Here is a 472-nt window from a genome sequence, read left to right as displayed (position 1 = left end):
CCTGCCGCGAAGGTCAGGGTGGCACCAGTGCTCAGGGTCACGGTGAATGGCTTGTCGAGCGCTTTGTTCAAGGTAACGGTGAAGGTTGGCTCAGTCGCCTCATTCACGGACAGCTGATCCGCAGCGATGGTGACCTTGACCAGGTCGCCTTCGTTATTGCCACCTGGGTTACCCGGAGTACCCGGCTCATCGGTAACTACTGTGCTGACAGTATCTTTGCCCAGGTTCAGTTGTTCGAACTGATCGGCGCCGGCGCCTTCAACCTTGGTCAGACCTTGGGTGATGGTGACTGGATCGTTGACGTAGACGTTGTCTGGCGCAGTGACAGTGGTGGTGCCGACCGATTCACCGGCTTTGACCGTGACGATGGTGCCGTCGGTCAGGGTGAAGGTCAGGCCCTTGTGGTTGGTCACTGGCAGGCTCGGATCGGCGCTGACCAGGGTCACGGTGTAAGTGATCTGGCCGCCTTCGG

General features: G+C 59.5%; 1 protein-coding gene. It reads right to left on the bottom strand.

Annotated elements, in window-relative coordinates:
- The coding region (locus GYA94_RS03445; protein ID WP_161891785.1) for an immunoglobulin-like domain-containing protein at positions 1-472 on the bottom strand (472 nt) is incomplete at both ends.

The sequence above is a fragment of the Pseudomonas juntendi genome (assembly GCF_009932375.1).
GTDB lineage: Bacteria > Pseudomonadota > Gammaproteobacteria > Pseudomonadales > Pseudomonadaceae > Aquipseudomonas > Aquipseudomonas juntendi.
This window is presented reverse-complemented; position numbering and strand designations above follow the sequence as displayed.